The sequence below is a fragment of the Streptomyces sp. DSM 116793 genome, from assembly GCF_057320905.1.
This window is the reverse complement of sequence record NZ_CM170494.1, coordinates 1,216,469-1,232,134: the sequence shown is the minus strand read 5'-3', so window position 1 is coordinate 1,232,134 and position 15,666 is coordinate 1,216,469. Positions and strand designations below refer to the sequence as shown.

General features: G+C 72.3%; 13 protein-coding genes and 1 pseudogene. 7 read left to right on the top strand and 7 right to left on the bottom strand.

All coding sequences use genetic code 11. From position 1 onward, the window contains the following. Positions 1-202: 202 nt before the first annotated feature. Positions 203-1,243 carry a GTP 3',8-cyclase MoaA gene (moaA, locus tag ACSMXW_RS05240; protein WP_485807820.1) on the top strand — a complete coding sequence of 347 codons (1,041 nt, stop codon included), beginning with the start codon at positions 203-205 and terminating at the stop codon, positions 1,241-1,243. Positions 1,244-1,538: 295 nt separating this feature from the next. Here the strand turns inward: moaA and ACSMXW_RS05235 are convergent. The 5 genes and pseudogenes from ACSMXW_RS05235 to ACSMXW_RS05215 form a co-directional block, all read right to left on the bottom strand. Next, positions 1,539-1,748 (bottom strand): annotated as a pseudogene (locus ACSMXW_RS05235) (hypothetical protein); the annotation flags it as partial. A gap of 313 nt (positions 1,749-2,061) precedes the next feature. Continuing rightward, on the bottom strand, positions 2,062-2,523 hold the full coding sequence (locus tag ACSMXW_RS05230) for a DUF3099 domain-containing protein (RefSeq protein ID WP_485804286.1): 462 nt from the start codon (positions 2,521-2,523) through the stop codon (positions 2,062-2,064). A 614-nt stretch (positions 2,524-3,137) separates the two neighbouring features. Next, positions 3,138-4,406 (bottom strand): tyrosine--tRNA ligase, encoded by a 1,269-nt coding sequence (gene tyrS, locus ACSMXW_RS05225; protein ID WP_485804285.1) that lies wholly within the window; start codon positions 4,404-4,406, stop codon positions 3,138-3,140. A 129-nt stretch (positions 4,407-4,535) separates the two neighbouring features. After that, positions 4,536-5,945, bottom strand: coding sequence for a metallopeptidase TldD-related protein (locus ACSMXW_RS05220; protein ID WP_485804284.1), 1,410 nt, complete (start codon positions 5,943-5,945; stop codon positions 4,536-4,538). Beyond that, on the bottom strand, positions 5,942-7,465 hold the full coding sequence (locus tag ACSMXW_RS05215) for a TldD/PmbA family protein (RefSeq protein WP_485804283.1): 1,524 nt from the start codon (positions 7,463-7,465) through the stop codon (positions 5,942-5,944). Before ACSMXW_RS05215 ends, ACSMXW_RS05220 begins: the two co-directional genes overlap by 4 nt. Before the next feature lie 435 nt (positions 7,466-7,900). On the opposite strand from ACSMXW_RS05215, the gene fabG reads away from it, so the two are divergent. Continuing rightward, positions 7,901-8,605, top strand: coding sequence for a 3-oxoacyl-[acyl-carrier-protein] reductase (gene fabG, locus ACSMXW_RS05210; protein ID WP_485804282.1), 705 nt, complete (start codon positions 7,901-7,903; stop codon positions 8,603-8,605). 5 nt (positions 8,606-8,610) lie between these two features. Next, the gene (gene fabI / locus ACSMXW_RS05205; RefSeq protein WP_485804281.1) at positions 8,611-9,378 is read left to right on the top strand and encodes an enoyl-ACP reductase FabI; all 768 of its coding nucleotides are present in this window, start codon (positions 8,611-8,613) and stop codon (positions 9,376-9,378) included. Positions 9,379-9,523: 145 nt separating this feature from the next. On the opposite strand, the gene ACSMXW_RS05200 is transcribed toward fabI, so the two are convergent. Continuing rightward, a complete protein-coding gene (locus ACSMXW_RS05200; RefSeq protein WP_485804280.1) occupies positions 9,524-10,255 on the bottom strand; it encodes a FadR/GntR family transcriptional regulator in 732 nt (243 codons plus the stop codon). 55 nt (positions 10,256-10,310) lie between these two features. Here ACSMXW_RS05200 and ACSMXW_RS05195 point away from each other — a divergent pair, with 55 nt between their 5' ends. The 4 genes from ACSMXW_RS05195 to ACSMXW_RS05180 all read left to right on the top strand — a co-directional run bounded on the left by ACSMXW_RS05195 (position 10,311) and on the right by ACSMXW_RS05180 (position 13,330). After that, positions 10,311-11,861: a CynX/NimT family MFS transporter gene (locus ACSMXW_RS05195; protein ID WP_485804279.1), complete on the top strand. Its 1,551-nt coding sequence runs from the start codon at positions 10,311-10,313 to the stop codon at positions 11,859-11,861. Positions 11,862-12,117: 256 nt separating this feature from the next. Further along, positions 12,118-12,234 (top strand): SGM_5486 family transporter-associated protein, encoded by a 117-nt coding sequence (locus ACSMXW_RS05190; protein ID WP_485804278.1) that lies wholly within the window; start codon positions 12,118-12,120, stop codon positions 12,232-12,234. A gap of 272 nt (positions 12,235-12,506) precedes the next feature. Further along, positions 12,507-12,716, top strand: coding sequence for a hypothetical protein (locus ACSMXW_RS05185; protein WP_485804277.1), 210 nt, complete (start codon positions 12,507-12,509; stop codon positions 12,714-12,716). Between the two features lie 95 nt (positions 12,717-12,811). Next, positions 12,812-13,330, top strand: a complete 519-nt coding sequence (locus ACSMXW_RS05180) for a SixA phosphatase family protein (RefSeq protein WP_485804276.1) — start codon at positions 12,812-12,814, stop codon at positions 13,328-13,330. A 769-nt stretch (positions 13,331-14,099) separates the two neighbouring features. On the opposite strand, the gene serB is transcribed toward ACSMXW_RS05180, so the two are convergent. Beyond that, entirely contained in the window at positions 14,100-15,326 is a 1,227-nt protein-coding gene (serB, locus tag ACSMXW_RS05175; RefSeq protein WP_485804275.1) for a phosphoserine phosphatase SerB, read from the bottom strand. Positions 15,327-15,666 lie beyond the last annotated feature (340 nt).

Below are 15,666 nucleotides of genomic sequence, written 5' to 3'. Positions count from 1 at the left end.
GGGGGCACGCACCCGTTTTCCGGTCCGTTGTGCGCCGGAAGGCGGGCCCGTACGGCGCCCGGGGCCACCCCCCGGACCGGGCCGGGGCGGAATCCCCCCGCACGGAAGCCACGACTGTCGCGTACGCTCGCGATGAGGACCTGCATCGATCCCACGATGAGGATCTGCATCGATGACGACCCGCGTCAGGGAGGGGGCCCACGTGCTCATCGACACCTACGGCCGAGTGGCCACCGATCTGAGGGTCTCACTGACCGACCGCTGCAACCTCCGCTGCACCTACTGCATGCCGGAGGAGGGCCTGCAGTGGCTGGCCAAGCCGGACCTCCTCACGGACGACGAGATCGTCCGCCTCATCCGGATAGCCGTCACCCGGCTCGGCGTCACGGAGATCCGCTTCACCGGCGGGGAACCGCTGCTGCGTCCCGGCCTGACCGGCATCGTCGAGCGCGTCGCCGCCCTCACCCCCCGGCCCAGGATGTCGCTGACCACCAACGGCATCGGCCTGGCCCGCACCGCCGCCGCACTCAAGGCCGCCGGCCTCGACCGGGTCAATGTCTCGCTCGACACCCTGCGTCCCGACGTCTTCAAGACCCTCACCCGCCGCAACCGCCACCATGACGTCCTGGCCGGCCTTGAGGCGGCTCGCGCCGCCGGCCTGACCCCTGTCAAGGTGAACGCCGTCCTGATGCCGGGCCTCAACGACGACGAGGCCCCCGAACTCCTCTCCTGGGCGATGGCGGAGGGCTACGAGCTGCGCTTCATCGAGCAGATGCCGCTGGACGCGCAGCACGGCTGGCGCCGCGAGGGCATGATCACCGCGGGTGACATCCTGCAGTCGCTGCGCACCCGCTTCACGCTGACCCCGGAGACCTCCGAGGAGCGTGGCTCCGCCCCGGCCGAGCGGTGGCTCGTCGACGGCGGGCCGTACCGCGTCGGGGTCATCGCCTCGGTCACCCGCCCGTTCTGTGCCGCCTGCGACCGCACCCGGCTCACGGCGGACGGCCAGGTCCGCACCTGCCTGTTCGCCACCGAGGAGACGGACCTGCGCGCGGCCCTGCGGTCCGGTACCGGCGACAGGACGGGCACGGCGCCCGGCGCCGCCGAAGGCGCCGCGCCCGGATCCGACGAGGAGATCGCCCGGATCTGGCGGCTGGCGATGTGGGGCAAGAAGGCGGGCTCGGGCCTGGACGACCCGACGTTCCTGCAGCCCGAGCGGCCGATGTCGGCCATCGGAGGGTGAACAGTCACTGACGGGCCCCGTCAGGCCTGCGGGCCCCGTCAGGCCTGCGGGCCCCGCCGGCTCTGGGGGCCCCTCGGGGTCAGTGACGTCCCTCGGGGTCAGCGGGGCCTGTCGGGCTGCGGGGCCTTTCGGGGGCGTGGGCTCCGGAGGATCAGTCGGAGGAGCCGGGGTCGGCGGATGAGCCCGGGTCGGCGGATGAGCCGGGGCGCGGACCGGGCCCGGTGGAGGAGTCGGGCTGCCGGCCGGGGCCGGTGGGGGTCCCGGGGGGCACGCCGGGGTCGGCAGGCAGGTCCCGTTCCCGCCGGTGCCACTCGGCGAACTCCACCACGTCCTTCAGGAATCCCCGCCTCCCCAGGAACTCCGACAGGTGCTCACGGTGCTCCTCGCAGGCGAGCCATGTCTTGCGGCGCTCGGGCGCATGGATCTTCGGATTGTTCCAGGCGAGCGCCCAGACCGCCGCAGCACGGCAGCCCTTCGCGGAACAGATCGGTGTCTCGTCACTCACCCGTACATCTCACCAGTACGCCGTACCCGAGCGCCAAGCGGTCCGCCCTCCGGCCCCGAGCGGGGCCGGTACCTGCTGTGACCGACTCCGTGTGAGCAGACGCCTCCTGACGGGAGCGCTCCGCGAACGGCGTCCGGAAAAGGCGACGCCGAGCAGCCACGGGGGGAGCTGCCCGGCGTCGGTCCGTCGCTCCGACGGGGGATGCGGAGCGCTATCGAAGTATGTCACGCGAGACCCTCCGCCCGGCACCGGAACAGCACGATTGATCTGAGCTTTTCTTGAGCTTGGCTCAGCGCGCTGTCATCGTCCGTGGTCAGGCGTGGTCTTGGGGTGGCGACGCGGAGGGGTCCGCGGTGGTCGTGGCGGGTCCAGCGGAATCCGCGGACGGCGATCCGGACGCCTCGGCGTCCGGCGAACGCGGCGGAGCTGTTCCCTCCTGGGAGGGTCGTGCCGGGGGATCGCCGACCGTCCGGCGCCTGCCGCCCATCAGCATCGGACGGGAGGGCGTCGGGACGAACCTGGGCGGCTGCGACGGAGCGTTCTCCCGGCCGGCGTTCGCGATCACGACCGCGATGTACGGCAGGATGAATCCCAGAACCAGCGCCACGATCGCAATGGGCTGCGCCACGTTCCACAGCGTGATGGCCAGGATGACCGAGATGGTGCGGACGGACATCGAGATTATGTACCGACGCTGCCTGCCGCGGACGTCATCGCGCAGTCCCTGCCGGGCTCCTGTGATCCGGAAGACCTCCGTCTTGCGCTGCTTCCGCATCACTCCACCACCTTTTCCCGCGCCCGCAACGGGCTGGGGAGACCTCGACATCCGCCGGACGAATGTCCGCGCGGAACGCGACGCGGACCCGTCCGGCGCAAGGTCCGTTCACTGCCTACGGTACGCCGTGACATGGACGCCTTGGAGACCGGCCCGCCCGTGACGCACCGATCTCCTGACACCGATCGCACGTATGGCCGCGCCCGGTGTACGCAGTACAGGAACCACCCCGCCATCCCGGCTTCCCGCCGGCTCCCAGGGCCGGACCGGCTGACGCAGAGGGCAGCAGGGCGCGGGCGCGATGCGCGGTGAGATGCAGGAGCGAGGTGCGCGGCGCGACGCGCCGGGAGATGCAGGGGCGAGGTGCGCGGCGCGACGCGTAGGCCAGGTGCGCGGGCGTGATACGCGGGCGAGGGCCGACAACGGGACCGATGCACGGTACAGCCAGACACGGAGCGTGCAGGCGTGAGGCGCCGGGTGTTGGGGCCCGGACCTGGTGGGCCGGGCTGAGGCCAGGCGGCCAGCTGGGGCCAGGAGAAGGCCAAGGAGGCGGGGCGGCCGGAGGGTCGAGGAGGGGGGCGGGGCGGGCGCGGGATGCGCCCGCCCCCCTGTGGTCAGCCTCCGACGACCTCCACCGCCGCCAGATTCCGCTTGCCCCGGCGGAGCAGCAGCCACCGGCCGTGCAGCAGGTCCTCCGGGGCGGGGACGTGGTCCTCGGCGGTGACCTTGGCGTTGTTCACATAGGCCCCGCCCTCCTTGATGGTGCGGCGGGCGGCCGACTTGCTGGGCGCCAGGCCCACCTCGGCGAGCAGGTCCACCACCGGGCCGAGCGCGGAGACCCGGGTGTGCGGCACCTCGGCGAGCGCTGCGGACAGCGTCGCCTCGTCCAGCGCGGCCAGGTCGCCCTGGCCGAACAGCGCCCTGGACGCGGCGATCACCGCCGCACACTGCTCCGGGCCGTGCACCAGCGTCGTCAGCTCCTCGGCCAGCGCTCGCTGCGCCGCCCGGGCCTGTGGGCGCTCCTCGGTCTGCCGCTCCAGCTCCTCGAGCTCCTGGCGGCTCTTGAAGCTGAGGATGCGCTGGTAACCGGAGATGTCACGGTCGTCGACGTTCAGCCAGAACTGGTAGAACGCGTACGGGGTGGTCATCTCCGGGTCCAGCCAGACCGCGCCCCCCTCGGTCTTGCCGAACTTGGTGCCGTCCGCCTTGGTCATCAGCGGCGTGGCCAGCGCATGCACCTCGGCACCCGGCTCCAGCCGGTGGATCAGGTCGAGCCCCGCGGTGAGGTTGCCCCACTGGTCACTGCCGCCCTGCTGGAGGATGCAGCCGTACCTCCGGTAGAGCTGGAGGAAGTCCATGCCCTGGAGGATCTGGTAACTGAACTCCGTGTAGCTGATGCCCTGGTCGGACTCCAGGCGGCGGGCGACGGAGTCCTTGGTGAGCATCTTGTTGACGCGGAAGTGCTTGCCGATGTCCCGCAGGAACTCGATGGCCGTGAGGTCGGCCGTCCAGTCGAGGTTGTTCACGAGGACGGCGGCGTTCTCCCCCTCGAAGGAGAGGAACGGCTCGATCTGCCGGCGCAGCTTGTGCACCCAGCCCGCGACCGTCTCCGGGTCGTTCAGCGTGCGCTCCGCGGTGGGGCGCGGGTCGCCGATCAGGCCCGTGGCCCCGCCGACCAGCGCCAGCGGCCGGTGCCCGGCCTGCTGGAGCCGGCGGACCGTGAGCACCTGGACCAGATGGCCCACGTGCAGACTGGGTGCCGTGGGGTCGAAGCCGCAATAGAACGTGACGGGACCGTCCGCGAGCGCCTTGCGCAATGCGTCCTCGTCCGTGGAGAGGGCGAACAGCCCCCGCCACTTCAGCTCGTCGACGATGTCCGTCACGGTCCTGTGTCTCCTTCATCAGGTGAAATGGGAACGGCCGACGCACCGGCGGGACCGGTCCCGTGCTCACTCCATCAGGCGAGCGCCCGCGCTTGCCCGGGCCCAGCCAGTCTATGAGGACGCCGCATGTCACACGCCCTGGCTGACCGAGCTCATATTGAAGTCGGGCACGCGCAGGGCGGGCATGGCCGCACGGGTGAACCAGTCGCTCCACTCGCGCGGCAGGGTCTTCTCCGTGCGCCCCGCCTCCGCCGCACGACCGAGGATATCGACCGGCGACTCATTGAAACGGAAATTATTGACGGCCCCGATGACCTCGCCGTCCTCTACGAGGTAGACGCCGTCCCTGGTCAGGCCGGTCAGCAGGAGCGTCGCGGGGTCGACCTCGCGGATGTACCAGAGGCAGGTCAGCAGCAGGGCGCGCCCGGTGGTCGCCGCGACCATCTCGTCCAGAGAGCGGTCGGTGCCGCCCTCCAGGATCAGATTGTCGACGGCCGGGGCGACCGGCAGCCCCGTCAGCTGCGCGCTGTGCCGGGAGGTGAGCAGGTGCGCCAGCTCGCCCCGGCGCATCCAGTCGGTGTTCGACAGCGGCAGGCCGTTGTCGAACACCGAGGTGTCGTCGCCCGAGGAGTGCGCCAGCACGAACGGCGCCGCTTCGAGGCCCGGCTCGTGCGGATCGCTGCGCAGCGTGAGCGGCAGCTCCGCCAGCCGTTCCCCGACGCGGGTGCCGCCGCCCGGCTTGGAGAAGACCGTGCGCCCCTCGGCGGCGTCCCGGCCCGAGGACGACCACATCTGGTAGACCAGCAGGTCGGCCACGGCACTGGGCGGCAGCAGCGTCTCGTACCGGCCTGCGGGCAGCTCGATGCGGCGCTCGGCCCAGCTCAGCCGTTGCGCGAGGTCCGCGTCCAGCGCCGCGGGGTCGACGTCCTTGAAGTCGCGCGTGGCCTGGCCCGCCCATGCCGAGCGCGCGAGGTCGGGGGACTTGGCGTTCAGCTCCAGGGTGCCGGTCGGCTGGTCGTGCCTGAGCCGCAGCCCCTGCGAGGTGCCCAGGTAGCTGGAGACGAGCCCGTGGTGGGCGAACCCGTACAGCTCGCGCCCGGCGGCGCGGGCACGGGCGAAGGACTCGCCGAGCGCCGGCGCGAACTGCGCGAAGACGGCGGAGGACGTCTCGTCGGGGTCGTCCGTGAAGCCGGGCGACGGGGCGGTCCCGGAGACCAGCGGCTGGGCGTCCTCGGCGGGGCCGGCGCGCCGGGCGGCCTCCTCTGCGGCCCGTACCAGCGGCTCCAGGTCGTCGGCGGTGACGGCGGAGCGGGACACCACACCGGACGACGTGCCCTGGGCGCCGTCCACGGTGGCGATCACGGTGAGCGTCCGGCCGCGGGTGACGCCGTTGGTCGTGAGGACGTTGCCGGCCCAGCGGAGGTTGGCCGAGGACTGCTCGTCCGCGATCACCACGCAGCCGTCGGCGCGGGACAGCTCGAGGGCGCGCTCGACGACCTCGTACGGCTTGCTCGCACGGGGAGCGGGGGTGGGGGTCATCGACCGGCCTCCTGCGTCGTATTGAGGATGTTCACGCCACGGAACAGGGCGGACGGGCAGCCGTGCGAGACCGCCGCGACCTGGCCGGGCTGAGCCTTGCCGCAGTTGAAGGCGCCGCCCAGCACATAGGTCTGGGGGCCGCCCACCGCGGTCATGGAGCCCCAGAAGTCGGTGGTCGTCGCCTGGTAGGCCACGTCGCGGAGCTGGCCGGCGAGCCGGCCGTTCTCGATGCGGAAGAACCGCTGGCCGGTGAACTGGAAGTTGTACCGCTGCATGTCGATCGACCAGGAGCGGTCGCCGACGACGTAGATGCCGCGGTCCACGCCCCCGATCAGGTCCTCCGTCGACAGGCCGCCCGGGTCGGGCTGCAGTGAGACGTTCGCCATGCGCTGCACCGGGACGTGCTCGGGGGAGTCGGCGTAGGCGCAGCCGTTCGACCGGTCGAAGCCGGTGAGCCTGGCGATGCGGCGGTCGAGCTGGTAGCCGACCAGGACGCCGTCCTTGACCAGGTCCCAGGACTGAGCGGCCACGCCCTCGTCGTCATAGCCGATGGTGGCGAGGCCGTGCTCGGCGGTTCTGTCGCCCGTCACGTTCATGATCTCGGAGCCGTACCTGAGCGTGCCGAGCTTGTCGAAGGTGGCGAAGGACGTGCCGGCGTAGGCCGCCTCGTAGCCGAGCGCGCGGTCCAGCTCGGTGGCGTGGCCGATGGACTCGTGGATAGTCAGCCAGAGATTGGACGGATCGACCACCAGGTCGTACGCCCCCGCGGTGACGCTGGGCGCGCGCATCTTCTCGGCGAGCAGCTCCGGGATCTCGGCCAGCTCGCCGTCCCAGTCCCAGCCGGTGCCGGTCAGATACTCCCAGCCACGGCCGACCGGGGGCGCCAGCGTGCGCATCGAGTCGAACTCGCCGCTCGACTCGTCCACCGCGACCGCCGTGAGCTGCGGGTGCAGGCGTACCCGCTGCTGGGTGGTGACGGTGCCCGCCGTGTCCGCATAGAACTTGTTCTCGTGGACCGTGAGCAGGGTGGCGTCCACGTGGGCCACGCCGTCGGCGCGCAGCAGGCGGGCGCTCCAGTCGGCCAGCAGGCCGCTCTTCTCCTCGTCCGGGACCGAGAACGGGTCCGTCTCGTAGGCCGAGACCCAGGTCTTGTCGGCGTGCACCGGCTCGTCGGCGAGGGTGACGTCGGCCGCCGCCCCCGCCGCCTCGATGACCCGGGCGGACAGCTTGGCCACGGCCACCGCCTGCTCGGCCACCCGCACCGCCGCGTCCGGCGTCAGATCGACGCCCGACGCGAAGCCCCATGTGCCGTCGTGCACCACGCGCACCGCGTATCCGAGGTCGGTGGTGTCCGAAGAGCTGGCAGGCTTGGCATCGCGCAGCCGCCACGCGGCGCTGCGCACCCGCTCGAAACGGAAGTCGGCGTGCTGCGCGCCCAGCGCGCGCGCACGGGACAGCGCCGCATCGGCGAGGGCCCGCAGCGGGAGCGCCAGGAACGACTGATCGATCTCGTGGGCCACGAGCGGCCTCCTGTTCAATGGCTTCGTGGTGGTCCGATCACGCGGAAGTCAATCACGAAGCGCCGCGCGGCGCGGGGGCCTGTGGATAACCCTGCGTCGACGGCGTGACCACGCTCGCGGCGGCGCGGCGGAGACTGTGACGGCGCGCACATAATGACGGCGGCGCGCGTAGTCATCGGGGCGCGCGTGGCTTGATTTGTGCGACCCCGACGAGCCGCGGCCCCCGCCGAACCGACGCGCACGGAGCCGCGCCCGGGGGCGGGCATGCTCTTCCCCCAGTGCCTCCGGGGCCCCCTCCCTGGCGGGACGGCCCTTGATTATGTAGGGACCCGACAGTCATGTCGGCGAGCCACTGTGGAGCGTGGATTCTCCACAGCAGGCCACCGCCCGATAAGTTCTTGCATGTACCAGACCGCTGAGGGAAAGGGTGATCCGTTGAGCCGCTCGGTTCTCGTCACTGGAGGTAACCGGGGCATCGGCCTCGCCATTGCCCAAGCGTTCGCCGAGGCGGGCGACAAGGTCGCCATCACATACCGCTCGGGTGAGCCGCCGGCCGGCTTCTTCGCCGTGCGGTGCGACATCACCGATCCTGAGCAGGTGGAGCAGGCGTACAAGGAGATCGAGGCCGAACAGGGCCCCGTCGAGGTACTGGTGGCCAACGCCGGCGTCACCAAGGACCAGTTGCTGATGCGGATGTCCGAGGAGGAGTTCACGTCGGTTCTGGAGACCAACCTCACCGGCACCTTCCGCGTCGTCAAGCGGGCCAACCGCGCCATGCTGCGTGCCAGGAAGGGCCGCGTCGTGCTGATCTCGTCCGTGGTGGGCCTCTACGGCTCCGCGGGCCAGGCGAACTACGCCGCGTCCAAGGCCGGCCTCATCGGCTTCGCACGGTCCCTCGCACGCGAGCTGGGTTCGCGGAACCTCACCTTCAACGTCGTCGCACCGGGCTTCGTGGACACCGACATGACCCGGGCGCTCACCGAGGAGCAGCGCGCGAACATCGTCTCCCAGGTACCGCTGGGCCGCTACGCGCAGCCCTCTGAGATCGCCGCCACCGTGCGGTTCCTTGCCTCGGACGAGGCGTCGTACATCACCGGAGCCGTCATTCCCGTTGACGGCGGATTGGGCATGGGGCACTGAAGACCATGAGTGGAATCCTCGACGGCAAGCGCATCCTCGTCACCGGTGTGCTCATGGAGTCGTCCATCGCCTTCCACGCGGCGAAGCTCGCACAGGAGCAGGGCGCCGAGATCCTTCTGACGGCGTTCCCGCGGCCCACCCTGACGCAGCGCATCGCCAAGAAGCTGCCGCGCCCGGTGAAGGTCATCGAGCTGGACGTCACCAATGACGAGCACCTCGGCCGCCTGGAGGAGGCGGTCCACGAGGAGCTCGGCGGCCTGGACGGCATCGTCCACTCCGTCGCGTTCGCGCCGCAGGACGCCCTCGGGGGCAACTTCCTCAACACCTCCTTCGAGTCCGTCGCCACCGCGATGCACGTCTCGGCGTTCTCCCTGAAGTCGCTGACCATGGCCTGCCTGCCGCTGATGCAGGACGGCGGCTCCGTCGTCGGCCTCACCTTCGACGCGCGCTACGCCTGGCCGCAGTACGACTGGATGGGCCCCGCCAAGGCCGCTCTGGAGGCCACCAACCGGTACATGGCCCGTGACCTGGGCAAGCAGAACATCCGCTGCAACCTGGTCGCGGCCGGACCGATCGGCTCCATGGCCGCGAAGTCGATCCCCGGCTTCGCCGAACTGGCCTCCGTATGGGACCACCGCGCCCCCCTGGAATGGGAGATGTCCGACCCGGAGCCCGCCGCCCGCGCCATGGTGGCCCTGCTCTCGGACTGGTTCCCCAAGACCACCGGTGAGATCGTCCACGTCGACGGCGGCGTGCACGCGATCGGCGCCTGAGGCCGCCCTCCGCCCGGGCCGGCCGCGGCCCGGGCAGGGCCTGTCCGGCTCCCCGTTCAGGGCTCCCCGTTCAGCCGTCCAGAACTCAGCCGTCCAGGACTCAGCCGTCCAGAACTCAGCCGTCCAGGGTCCGGCGGGCCAGGGTTCAGGCGTCCGGCGCGGGCCCCGGGGCCGGGGCCCGCCGACTTCCCGGGCGGCACTGGAGCGGGCTTCCCGGGCGGCACTGGAGCGGGTACTTCGCCGCCTCCGCGGCCGCGGCTCGGGCGTCGCCCGTGCGGATCGCGTCGACCAGTGGCGTGTGGTCCATGTGATTCTCCGGGGCCAGCACCTCGCCCACGTCCCCGCGCAGCCACTCCCGCAGCACCTCGCCCAGGTCGGCGTAGAGCGCCGTCATGACGTCGTTGTGCGAGGCGGCCACCACTGCCATGTGGAAGGACGAGTCGGCCGTCACAAAAGCCTCCGCATCGCCCGAGTCCCACGCTTCCTCCCGGCGCAGCAGCAGCGCGTCCAACTGCTTCAGATCGCGCTCCGTACGCCGCTCGGCGGCCAGCTGTGCCGCGCTCGACTCCAGTGAGGCCCGCATCTCGGCGATGTGCCGGGGGGCGGCGCCGGCGAACCTGCGGTGCATCACCCCCGCCAGCTCACTGGTGGCGACCACATAGGTGCCCGAGCCCTGGCGGATGTCCAGCAGGCCGTTGTGCGCCAGCGCGCGCACCGCCTCGCGCACCGTGTTGCGTGCCACACCCAACTGCTCCACCAGCTCCGGCTCGGTGGGGATGCGGGTGCCCACCGGCCACTCGCCCGACACGATCTGGGCCCGCAACTCGGCGATGACCTGCTCCGACAGTGCCGATCGGCGGGGGTGACTCAGGGGCATGGCGGTACCGTACTCAGGCTCGGGCTATTCATCCCATCATTCTATGATGGCCCGCATGGCAGCAGAAGAAACGCGCGAGAGCCCCCTGACGGCACCGCCCACCCCGCCTCCCGGCGCGGCGGACCGGCCGCCCGCGCCCCCCGCGTGGCTGACCCGGCTGCTGATCCTCGGCATGGTCGTGGCGGCGCTCAATCTGAGGCCTGCCATCACCAGCCTCGGCGCGCTCCTGGAGGACGTCCGGGACGGCCTCGGCATGAGCGGCAGCATCGCCGGTCTGCTCACCTCGGTGCCGCCGCTCTGCTTCGCGGTCTTCGGCATCACCGCGTCCCGGCTGGCCCGCCGCTTCGGTCCCGGCGCCGTGGTGTGCGCCGGGATGGCGGCCGTCACCGTGGGGCTTGCGCTGCGGCCCCTGGTGGGCGACACGGCACTCTTCCTCGCCGCCAGCGCAGTGGCCCTGATGGGCATCGCCGTCAGCAACGTGCTGATGCCTGTGATCGTCAAGCACTGGTTCCCGGACCGGGTGGGCCCCATGACCGGGCTCTACTCCATGGCGCTCTCCATCGGCACCTCGCTCGCCGCCGCCCTGACCGTCCCGGTCACGAACGCCCTCGGCGGCGGCTGGCGCGCCGGGCTGGGGGCCTGGGCGGTGCTCGGCGGGATCGCCACGCTGGCCTGGATCCCCCTCGTACGCCACCGCGACGCCCCGGCCGAGGCGGACCGGGCCCCGCATGCCACGGCCGGACTCGCACCGGCTTCGGACCAGCGCCACCCCGCTCCGGGTGTGGACGGCGCCCGGAGCGACGTGGACCGTCCGGGCGCCTCCCCGGGGCCCACACCCCCTGATGCGGCCAGGGGCGCCGCCCAGGACGCCCTCCGGAAGCCCGGGGCCCCTGCCGAGGGCACCGGAGCCCCCGCCGACGGCCCCGGAGCAGCCGCCCAGGAGCCGGGGCTCGCCGGGCCCACAGGCACCACGGGGGTAGGCAGCCCGGGCGCGGGGGCGGGCAGCGCCCTGCGCATCACCCGCAGCCGGATCGCCTGGTCGCTCGCCGTCTTCTTCGGACTGCAGGCCTCCGGCGCCTACATCACGATGGGCTGGATGCCGCAGATCTTCCGTGACGCGGGCGTGTCCGCGGGCACCGCGGGCCTGCTGCTGGCCCTCACCATGGTGATGGCCGTGCCGCTGGCCTTCGTGATCCCGCGGGCCGCCGCGCGCATGGCGCACCAGGGGCCGATCGTGGTCGCACTCGGCGTGTGCGGCCTGGCCGGGTACGCGGGGCTCTATCTCGCCCCGGCGGGCGGAGCCGTGGCCTGGGCGGTGCTGATCGGCATCTCCAACTGCGCCTTCCCGCTGGCCCTCACCATGGTCGGCATGCGGGCGAGGAGCGGTGCGGGCGTCGCCCAGCTGTCGGCCTTCGCCCAGAGCGTCGGCTACCTGATCTCCATACCCGGGCCGCTGCTGGTGGGCGTGCTGTACCAGCACAGCGGCGGCTGGGGGCTGCCGATCGCCCTGATGGCCGGGCTCATGGTGCCGCAGATCCTGGTGGGCATCCTGGCCGGCCGGGACCGCACGGTCGAGGCGGAGCGTACGGCGGCCGTGGCTGCGTGAACGCAGTTCCGCGGGGGGCGCCGCGTGGGCCCGCGGACGCTGGGCCGCGTGAACGCAGTTCCGTGGGGCCGCGTGCCGGGCGAGCGCATGGCCCGTCAGGGCCGCGCGAGCGCCGCCCGCGGAACGGGAGCCGTGCAGTGTGGGAGCCGTGCGGTGTGCGCCGGTACGCCGTGGGACGGCACGCGGTGGGGCGGGGTCCCTGCCCCGTGGCCGACCCCGCCGGGGCCGCCGCCCGCCCTGATGCGAGACTGACCGCATGCCTGTGCTCGATCCGAACCCCCAGAACGGCCAGAAGAAGCTCCTCACGGTGCTGGGCCTCATGCTCCTCATCACCGTGATCATCGGGGTCATCGCCTCCATCGCGGCACCCTGACGAGCCCGGCACCGGCTGCCCGAAGCCCCGCGGTGCCCGTGTCACCGGGACGTCCTGCCACGGACGCCCTGTCACCGGCGTACCCGCGTCACCGGAGGAACCGCGTCCCGGAGGCGGACCTGAGGGCCGGTGGTGGGGACAGCCCCCCATCCCCTAGGGGGCGGGGCTCAGGGTCAAGTGGGTGGATCACCGGATGGGAATAGGGTTCCCGGATCCGTAGCTTCTAGGTACGACCGCACAAGGCGGCCGACCTTGCAGACCACGGAGGCGACATGCCGGCCCACCCGCACACCCGGCCCCCTACGGCGGACAGCGGCGGCGTCGAGGTCCGCCTCCCTTGGTGGGCCATAGCCCTTCCGGCCCTCGCCTTCGCGACCCTGCTCCTGCTGATGCTCAATCCGTCCCACGCGCACACCACCGGTGACCCGGCGCTGGGACGCATCCTGCAGGGCATCCAGCACTCGGTGCTGCACCAGAGCTGACCCGCAGGGACCCCGCCACCTGAGCGGCGGCAGCCCCTGATCCCGCCTGTCAACTCCCTGCGCCCGGTGCCGCGTTTCGTGCGAAGCTGGGACTCATGAGCGTCGCAGAACCCCGCAGGATTGTCCTTTTCCGGCATGCGAAGGCCGACTGGCCCCAGGTGTCCGATCATGAGCGTCCGCTTGCCGACCGGGGCCGCCAGGACGCCCCCGTCGCGGGCCGAAAACTGGCCGAGACGGGCATCGACTTCGACCTCGCTCTCTGCTCCACCGCGACCCGCACCCGGGAGACCTGGAAGCTGGCGGTCCACGAGCTTCCGCACCGCCCCAAGACCGTCTACGAGGAGCGGATCTACGAAGCCTCCCCTGGAGAGCTGATCGCCGTGCTCAACGAAACCCCGGACGACGCCCGCAGTGTCGTCCTGATCGGGCACAACCCCGGAGTGCAGGGCCTGGCCGAGATCCTGGCCGGCCAGGCCGAGGACGACGCACGCGCGCGGATGAACGGCCGCGGCTTCCCCACCTCCGCCTTCGCCGTGATCTCGTACAGCGGCTCCTGGAAGTCGCTGGAGCCGGGCGCCGGCACCCTCACCGGCTACTGGGCCCCGGGCGCGTAACCGCCTCCTGCCCACGGCCGGGCCCCGCGCGGGACGACCGCCGCGGGGCCCTCCCGTGCCGCCGAGCGCTCGCCGGTGCGTCCCCTATCGCCGAGCGGTCAGCGGTGCGGCCCCTGCCACGAACGGTCCACTGGTGTGTCTTGTGCCACGAATCGTCCGCCGGTGCGGTTCCGTGCCGCGAACAGGGCCGGGGCGGCTCGTGCGCCCGCTCCGCCGGGCACCGATCGCCGCCCCGAAGGCGGCCGCCCTCGGAGCGCCCGCTCCGGCCAGGACTACCGGGAGCGCCGCTCAGGCCGCGCACGCCCGGAGCGCCGACGGACCAGCCGTACGCCCTCAGGCAGGCCGTACGCCGTCAGGCCGGCTCCGCACCGCCCACACCTGTCCGGCTCAGGCCGCGCACGCGCGGAGCGCCGACGTACCGGTCCCCGCGCCGCCAGGCCGGCCCCATGGTGCGGTCCCCAGAGTGGCCGCACCGCCTACGCCGCGCACGCGCAGAGCGCCGACGGACCGGTCCCGTGCCGTCAGGTAGGCCGTACGCCGTCAGGTAGGCCCTGCACCGCCCACACCTCGTCCGGCTCAGGCCGCGCACGCCCGAACGCCGACCAGCCCTGCCCCGCAGGGGCACTCCAGCCCTGATCCCCGACAGCGCCGCGCCAGCCCCGGTCCCGACGCCGACACGGCTCCGGCTCCGGGGTGCCGACACGGCCCGGCTCCCGGGCGGCGTGCCCGGCCGCGGGCGAATCCCCGCGCTGCCGGCGCGGCGGTGGTCTCAGCCCTCCACCGTGTCGGCCGCCTCGACCTCTTCCCTGGAGATGCCGAGCAGGTACAGCACCGTGTCCAGGAAGGGCACGTTCACGGCCGTGTAGGCCGCCTGCCGCACCACCGGCTTGGCATTGAAGGCGACGCCCATACCGGCCGCGTTGAGCATGTCGAGATCGTTCGCCCCGTCACCGATCGCCACCGTCTGGGAGAGCGGCACCCCGGCCTCCGCGGCGAACCGCCGCAGCAGCCGCGCCTTGCCCGCCCGGTCCACTATCTCGCCGACGACCCGCCCGGTGAGCTTCCCGTCGCGCACCTCCAACGTGTTGGCCTGCGCGAAGTCCAGCCCCAGACGGTCCCGGAGGTCGTCCGTGACCTGTGTGAAACCGCCCGAGACCACCCCGACTTGGTAGCCGAGCCGCTTGAGCGTACGGATCAGCGTGCGCGCGCCCGGCGTCAGCCGTACATCGCTGCGCACCTTGTCCACCACGGACGCGTCGAGCCCGGCAAGGAGCTGCACGCGCGCGTGGAGGGACTCTTCGAAGTCCAGCTCCCCGCGCATCGCCGCCTCCGTCACCTCGGCGACCTTGTCCTCACAGCCCGCATGGGCGGCGAAGAGCTCTATCACCTCGTCCTGGATGAGCGTCGAGTCGACGTCCATGACGACCAGGCGCTGCGCCCTGCGGTGCAGGCCCGCGGCGACCACCGCGACATCGACCCCCAGTGCGGCGGCCTCGACGGCCAGGGCCGTGCGCAGCGCCTCCGTCTCCGTGCCGGACACGGCGAACTCGACGGCGGTCACCGGATACTTCGCCAGCCGGAAGACGCGGTCGATATTGCCGCCGCTCTCCGTGATACGCGCGGCGATCCGGGCGGTCGACCGGGCGGTCAGCGGATGGCCGAGAACGGTGACAAGGGAGCGGCCGACGCCGCGCGGGCGGTTGTCACCGGTGCCCGAGATTATCTCGGCCTCCAGTTTCATGGACTCCGCCCAGCTGTGCACGGTGGCCCGCAGGTCGCCCTCCAGCCCCGCGGCCGGCTCGGTGACCAGCGCGCACAGGACGATGCGGCCACGCGTGACGACCTGCTCGATGTCGACCACGTCGAGGGAGTATGCGGCGAGGACGTCGAAGAGCCCGGCGGTGAGCCCCGGCCGGTCCTTGCCGAAGATCTTGACGAGCAGCGTGGGGACGTCGGCGGCCGCCTCCGTCGCATTCGGGGGCTGTGAAGCGCTCATGGTGCTCCCACCGTATCCGGCGCCCACCTGCCGGCGCCTCGGCAGTCCGCGTTTCGGACGCGCGTACGGCCCCCGGCCCGCGCGCACCCGCGATCACCGGTCGCAGGCCGCGAGCACGGCCCGCGGGGGAGCGGCCGGCCGGCGGAAACATGTCTTCGCGCCCTCGGGTAAGCGGGAGCGCACGCCTCTGCGCTCTCGTGAAAATGGTGCGCTTCTCCCGCGCAGTGCGCCTCTCGCGCCGGCAAACACCCGTGCGCACACCCGTGCGCACACTTGAGTGGGCGGCTCCCTTTCCTTCCCGCGACGCTCCAGGGCAAGCCTTTCTTCTTCCCCCGCCAGG